Source organism: Corallococcus sp. 4LFB (assembly GCF_046520365.1).
Taxonomy (GTDB): domain Bacteria; phylum Myxococcota; class Myxococcia; order Myxococcales; family Myxococcaceae; genus Corallococcus; species Corallococcus caeni.
Map to the genome: position 1 here is coordinate 1 of NZ_JBKGHJ010000538.1, position 5,235 is coordinate 5,235.

Annotated in this window: 3 protein-coding genes and 2 pseudogenes; 4 read left to right on the forward strand and 1 reads right to left on the reverse strand. The window is 71.8% G+C overall.

Annotated features, from left to right (window positions below):
• A pseudogene (locus ACLEQD_RS36270) lies at positions 1 to 1,174 on the reverse strand (DNA mismatch repair protein MutS); the annotation flags it as partial.
• A 151-nt stretch (positions 1,175 to 1,325) separates the two neighbouring features.
• Between ACLEQD_RS36270 and nhaA the strand changes: the two are divergent.
• From nhaA to ACLEQD_RS36290, 4 genes and pseudogenes are all read left to right on the forward strand, one after another.
• On the forward strand, positions 1,326 to 2,678 hold the full coding sequence (gene nhaA, locus ACLEQD_RS36275) for a Na+/H+ antiporter NhaA (RefSeq protein WP_410390458.1): 1,353 nt from the start codon (positions 1,326 to 1,328) through the stop codon (positions 2,676 to 2,678).
• Positions 2,675 to 4,359: pseudogene (locus ACLEQD_RS36280) on the forward strand (ABC1 kinase family protein). Before nhaA ends, ACLEQD_RS36280 begins: the two are co-directional and overlap by 4 nt.
• A 124-nt stretch (positions 4,360 to 4,483) precedes the next feature.
• A complete protein-coding gene (locus ACLEQD_RS36285; RefSeq protein WP_410390459.1) occupies positions 4,484 to 4,966 on the forward strand; it encodes a hypothetical protein in 483 nt (160 codons plus the stop codon).
• Complete coding sequence (locus ACLEQD_RS36290; RefSeq protein ID WP_410390461.1) at positions 4,963 to 5,106, forward strand: hypothetical protein; 144 nt, start codon at positions 4,963 to 4,965, stop codon at positions 5,104 to 5,106. Before ACLEQD_RS36285 ends, ACLEQD_RS36290 begins: the two co-directional genes overlap by 4 nt.
• Positions 5,107 to 5,235: the final 129 nt, after the last annotated feature.

Here is a 5,235-nt window from a genome sequence, read left to right on the forward strand (position 1 = left end):
AGCCGCTCCACGGTCGCCCACCTCCTTGAGGGTGCCACCAGCTCCTCGCGCCACACGCTCTTGCCGGACAGCTCCTCCACCGCGTCCAGCCGCGCTTCGATCTCCGGCAGCGAGCACAGCGGCGCGGACAGCCAGCGCGCCAGCTTCCGCGCGCCCAGGCCCGTGGCCGTGCGGTCCAGCACGCCCAAGAGCGACCCCTTGCGCCCGCCGTCGCGCAGGCTCTTGAGCACCTCCAGGTTGCCCCGCGAGGACTCGTCCATCACCAGGCAGCCCGCGCGCTCCTGGCGCGACAGCCGGTCCACGTGCGCCGCGGGCGTCTTCTGCGTGTCCTTGAGGTAGCGCAGCGCCGCGCCGGCCGCCCCGGTGGCCAGCGGCGAGCCGTCCAGCCCGAACGCGGACAGCGACTGCACGTTGAAGTGCGCGCGCAGGAACGCGGAGGCCCGGGTGGCTCGAAGGCCGCGCCCTCCCCCTCCGCCACGGCCGGCGCGCGCGACAGCCGCTGGCACACCTGCGCCACCTCCGGCGCGTCGCGCATGCCCGCGGGCACCAGCAGCTCGCGCGGCTCCACGCGCGACAGGCCCTCCACCAGCTCCGACAGCCCCTGCGCCTCGAAGGTGTAGAACTCGCCGGTGGACGCCTCCAGCAGCGCCGCGCCGAAGCCCGCCTCGCCCCAGCACACGGCCGCGAGGAAGTTGCTGGCCTGCGGCTCCAGCACCTCGTCGTCCAGCACCATGCCGGGGGTGATGACCCGCGTCACCTCGCGCTGCACGATGCCCGGCCCCGCGCCCGGCTCCGTCACCTGCTCGCAGATGGCGACCTTGAGGCCGTGCTCCACCAGCTTCGCGATGTACCGGCGCGAGGAGTGGTACGGCACCCCGCACATCGGAATCCTGTCCGCGCCCTTGGCCCGGGCCGTGAGGGTGATCTGCAGGAGCTCCGAGGCCCGCACCGCGTCCTCGAAGAACATCTCGTAGAAGTCCCCCAGCCGGAAGAAGAGCACCGTGTCCGGATGGAGCGCCTTCACCTCCAGGTACTGGCGCATCATCGGCGTCAGGGAGGCCAACTCCCGCGCTCCCGCGGGCGCCTCACCCGTTCCGACGTCCGGGGTCGTGTCCTCGTCGGGCGGCGCCACGGCCGCCGCCTTGCCTGTCTTGGTCTGCTGCGTCAACGCCATCCCCGGCCTTCTCTCACGACCTTACCCCCGGATCAACGAACCGGCGTCCCTACCTGCCGCGTATGCCTACCACCGCCGTCCGACATTTCGGCGGGCCCTTTTCCGAAAACGGTTTCCAGGCCCCCTGCCCCCCGGCAGGCTGCCCGCCGACATGGCGACCCTTCCTACAACGAACCGTCCTCCCGTCCCCGCCCTGTTCAAGGTGGCGCTCGCGCCCGTGCAGGCCTTCTTCCGGCTGGAGGCCAGCAGCGGCATCCTCCTGGCGCTCTGCGCGGTGGCCGCGCTCGCGTGGGCCAACTCCCCGTGGAGCGCCAGCTACGCCACCGTGTTCGACGCGCCCCTGCGCCTGGAGGTGATGGGCCAGGGCGGCCACTTCACCTTCCGCGAGCTCATCAACGACGGGCTGATGACGCTCTTCTTCTTCCTCGTGGGGATGGAGATCAAGCGCGAGCTGTCCGCGGGCGAGCTGCGCACCTTCTCCCGCGCCCTGCTCCCGCTCATCGCCGCGCTGGGCGGCATGGTGGTGCCCGCGGGGCTCTACCTGGCCTTCACCCACGGCACGCCCGCGCAGGGCGGCTGGGCCATCCCCATGGCCACGGACATCGCGTTCGCCATCGGCTGTCTCACGCTGGTGAAGGCGCGCGTGGGCCACGGGCTGGTGGTGTTCCTCACCGCGCTCGCCATCTTCGACGACATCGGCGGCATCCTCGTCATCGCGCTCTTCTACGGCACGGGCCTGCACGTGGAGTGGCTGGCCGTGGCCGGGGGCCTGGTCGCGGTGCTCTGGGGGTTCAACCGCTTCTACGTGCGCAACGGCCTGGCCTACGCGCTCGTGGGCGTGGCGCTCTGGTACGCCATGCACCACGGCGGCATCCACGCCACGCTGTCCGGCGTGGTGCTGGGGCTGGCCATCCCCGCGCTGCCCACCCGGCCGGGGCGCGAGGTGCTGGAGGAGCTGGCGGCGTACGTCCAGGGGCTCGTGTCCCAGCCGGACGACGAGAGCGCGCGGGGCGCGCAGCTCTTGCACATCGAGGAGGCGCTGGAGGACATCGAGCCGCCGCTCAACCGCTTCGTGCACCTGTGGCACGGGTACGTGGCCTTCGGCATCGTGCCCCTGTTCGCGCTGGCCAACTCCGGCGTGGACGTGTCCGGCATGTCGTTTTCGGACCTGCTCAAGCCCCTGCCCCTGGGCATCATCGTGGGCCTCTTCGTGGGCAAGCAGCTGGGCATCTTCCTGTTCACCTGGGCGGCGGTGAAGGCGGGCGTGTCCCCGCTGCCCGCGGGCGGCAGCTTCGCGCAGCTGCACGGGGTGGCGGTGGTGGCGGGCATCGGCTTCACCGTGGCCCTCTTCGTGGGCGGGCTGGCCTTCGCCGGACAGCCGGCCCTGCTGGCGGAGGCCAAGCTGGGCATCCTGACGGGCTCGCTCGTCTCCGCCGTCGTGGGCTACGTCCTCTTGCGCTACGTGGCCCGCCCGGCCCAGGCTGTCCTCCAGGCTCCGTCATGAACCTCCAGGACCTCAACCGCATCCGGCAGATCGCCCTCATCGCCGCCCGTCACGGCTTCGGCGAGGTGACCGAGCGCGCCGGCGTCTGGCGCCTGCTCGGGGGGCGCAAGGAGAAGGTGGAGGTCTCCGAAGAGGCCCGCCGCGAGTCCACCGCGCGCCGCTTCCGCCTCTTCCTGGCGGAGCTGGGGCCCACGTTCATCAAGCTGGGCCAGGTGCTCTCCACCCGCGCGGACCTCCTGCCCGCGGAGTTCGTGGACGAGCTGGCCACGCTCCAGGACGACGTGGAGGCCATCCCGCTGGAGGCCGTCCACGCGCGGATCCGCGACGCGCTGGGCAAGGAGGTACAGGAGCTGTTCGCCCAGGTGGATCCGGAGCCGCTCGCCGCCGCGTCCATCGCCCAGGTGCACCGCGCGGTGACGCTGGAGGGCGAGGAGGTCGTCATCAAGGTGCAGCGCCCCGGCATCGCCCAGCGCATCGACGCGGACCTGGGCGTGCTGCGCTCGCTGGCGCGCCTCCTGGAGGCCGTGGTGGAGGAGACGGGCATCTACACGCCCTCCGGCATCGTGGACGAGTTCGACCGGGCCATCCACGAGGAGCTGGACTTCATCAACGAGGCCACCAACATCCGCGCGTTCCTGGAGAACCACAAGGACCGCCCGTACCTCAAGATTCCGCGCGTGCACGCGGCGCTCTCCAGCCGCACCGTGCTCACCATGGAGTTCATCCGCGGGGAGAAGATCAACCCCGCCGCGCTGCCGGAGGCGGACCGCAAGCAGATCGCCCAGCACATCCTGGAGGCCAGCTTCCGCCAGCTCTTCGACGACGGCCTCTTCCACGGCGACCCCCACCCCGGCAACGTGCTGCTGATGGAGGGCAACCGGCTGGCGCTCTTGGACTTCGGCGTGGTGGGCCGGCTCACCCGCCCCATGCAGGAGACGCTGGTGATGCTGTGCCTGGCGGTGGCGCTCAAGGACAGCGACTCCGTGGCGCGCATCCTCTACCGGGTGGGCGTGCCGGACGCGAGAGCCAACCTGATGGGCTTCCGCAACGACATCGAGTCCATCCTGGGCCAGCACCTGCCCACCACGCTGGGCCAGGTGGACGCGCGCACGCTCCTGCGCGACCTGCTGGACCTGGCGGTGAAGTACCGCATCCGCATCCCCAAGGAGTACGCGCTCCTGTCGCGCGCCTCCATCTCCACGGAAGGGATGCTGCGCGGGCTCTACCCGGAGCTGAACATCCTGGAGGTCGCGCTGCCGTACGCGAAGGAGCTGATGGCGGGCCGGTATGACCCGACGCAGCTCCAGGGCGGCCTGATGCGCACGCTCTTGCGCTTCCAGTCCATGGCGCAGGACCTGCCCACGCAGCTGTCGCAGATCCTCCTGGACCTGGAGACGGGCAAGTTCAGCGTCACGGTGCGCGCGGAGCAGTTCGACAAGCTCAACGAGAACCTGCGCAGCGTGGCCGTCATCGCCTTCCTGGGCCTGTGCGCGTGCGGCTTCATCGTGGGCGCCTTCATCGCCTTCGCGCCAAGGCGCCCATGTACGGGAACACGCCGGTGCTGGGCATCGTCGGCATCGCGCTGGCGGCGGCCCTCTTCGGCGCGGTGCTCACCTGGTACCTGTTCGGCGGCCGCTTCGGGAAGGTCAGCGTCACCCGCTTCCTCAAGAAGCGCCGCTAGCCGGGGTATGACACCGGCCCACCCGGGGTGTGGGCAGGCGGCCGGAGGGCGCGCGTGTCACGGGAGCGCGAACGGATCCGTTGAGGGGTGCACAGTCATGCGCGGGCCGGGTAGTCTGCGGGGCTTGTCGTCCCCCCCTCTTGCCCCCGTGCTCGACTTGTCCGCGAACCCATTTGCCGCCCGTCGTCCGTCCCGCGCCCCGCTGGCCACGCTGTTCGCGGCCGCGCTCCTCGCCACCACCGCCGGCTGTGCTGGCGGGCTCGATGAACCCGAGCGCTTCACCGGGGCCAGCGCCTGCGCCCCCGGCACCACCGCCTCGAGCATCCTCCAGGCGCAGTGCTTCGCGTGCCACTCCACGGAGACCAAGGCCACGGGCGCGAACCTGGACCTGCAGGCGGCCGGCCTCCCCGGGCGGCTCTACACCACCAACGCGGCGTGCAACAGCCAGCCGATGGCGGACAGCGCCAACCCGTCCGAGTCCTTCTTCCTGAAGAAGCTGACGGCCTCGCCGGGCTGCGGCGCGCGGATGCCGCAGGGCGGAGCGCTGAACGCCGCGGACACCGCGTGCCTCACCGAGTGGCTCGTCGCCGGAAAGCCGAGCCCGTGATGACCCGCACCCGTCATGTCACCGCCGCCGCCTTGCTGGGCGCGGCCCTCCTGCTCGTTCCCGCCGCGGACGCCGCGCCGAGGAAGGCGTCCGCGAAGACGGCGCAGTCCGCGAAGAAGAAGGCCCGGCCGCGAAGGTGACGGAGGCGCGCCGCGTGGCGGTGCTCGCCTCCGGTCCGCACGCGGACGCCGCGCGCGACGTGCTGGAGGCGGAGCTCCAGCGCGTCGCGCGCCGCGTGGCGGTGCTCGCCTCCGGTCCGCACGCGGACG

Excerpts from the sequence above, each read along its gene's own strand:
- nhaA (WP_410390458.1), top strand. The coding sequence starts at position 1,326 with ATGGCGACCCTTCCTACAACGAACCGTCCTCCCGTCCCCGCCCTGTTC.